Origin of the sequence: Bradyrhizobium sp. CCBAU 45394, from assembly GCF_028128655.1 — a bacterium.
Taxonomy (GTDB): domain Bacteria; phylum Pseudomonadota; class Alphaproteobacteria; order Rhizobiales; family Xanthobacteraceae; genus Bradyrhizobium; species Bradyrhizobium diazoefficiens.
Map to the genome: position 1 here is coordinate 1 of NZ_LBIX01000010.1, position 1,205 is coordinate 1,205.

The window sequence follows — 1,205 nt, forward strand, 5'->3', positions numbered from 1 at the left end:
CGTGCTTGCCCCATCCTCATGTCGATTCCTGGAATCGGTGCTATCACCGCAACCTCCTTTACCACCGCTATTGAGGAGCCTGACAACTTCAGGAAATCCCGATCTGTTGGCGCGTGGATTGGCCTAACAACGCGCCGCTACCAATCCGGGGAAGTCGATTATGACGGCCATATATCCCGACGGGGCGACCGCCCTTTGCGAGGGCTTCTCTACGAAGCGGCAGCGGTCATTCTGACGCGCAGCTCAACTCACAGCACGCTGCGCACATGGGGTCTGCAGCTTCGGGAGAGGATCGGTTTCAAAAGAGCTGCCGTGGCTGTGGCGCGCAAACTGGCGGTAATAATGTATACGATGCTTAAGACCGGCGAGCTGTTTAACCCGAATGCCGGAACCGCCGCATAACTCCCGATCGCGTTCGGACCCGAACGCCTAAGGCGTCCCTGCCGGGACGTGAGCCGAGCCATTCCGCTGATGCTGTTGCACTGCTGAATCAGCAAAGTGCGTCGTCCACATTGAAGGCTCGTCCCGCGAAGCTCCATCATGCGGCGGCTGATGCCGACCGCGAAGACAACCATGCACCCGGAAGTGTCTCCTCAGCGATTATATGCTTGACGCCCGGCTAGCGATTAGACAACAGCATCAAAAGCGGTAACGCCCCTGCCCAGCAGAAGATTCCCACTCTTCCCGCAGGAGCCGACATTGCTTTTATGAAAACACGCCCTAGTCATCTGGAACGCAAGTTCGTGACATTAGTTGATCGCTCGAATCTCTAGAGAGGAGAGCGCTCGTGGCGAATGCAGGTGTGAAAGGCCGGCCGATCGCGCCGTTGGTGCTGAGTCCGCAGGAGCGGGCGTACTTGGAGAGGCAAGTTCGTCGTCATCGTGTTGCGCGGTCGCTATCTGAGCGGTGCCGCGCGATCCTGCGGTGTGCAGATGGTCTGCCAAGCAAGTCTGTGGCTGCCGAACTTGGCATCCATGAACACACCGTTGGCAAGTGGCGCCGCCGATTCTTGAAGGATCGCTTTGATGGCCTGCTTGACGAAGCCCGCCCTGGCCGCCCTCGAACCATCGACGATGATCAGGTTGCTGAGGTAATCGAGCGGACATTGCGTACGACGCCGCGCGACGCGACGCACTGGTCGATCGTAACCGGTATGAGCTCCCACGTGCGCGGTGATCAGCGAGCGCGGGCGTAGCGGATCGGCA

General features: G+C 59.3%; 1 protein-coding gene and 1 pseudogene. Both read left to right on the forward strand.

Features of this window, described 5'->3' with window-relative positions:
* Positions 1 to 402, forward strand: a 402-nt coding sequence (locus WN73_RS07120; protein ID WP_271552165.1) for a transposase, incomplete at its 5' end; no start/stop codon positions are given.
* 385 nt (positions 403 to 787) lie between these two features.
* A pseudogene (locus WN73_RS07125) lies at positions 788 to 1,144 on the forward strand (helix-turn-helix domain-containing protein); the annotation flags it as partial.
* Positions 1,145 to 1,205 lie beyond the last annotated feature (61 nt).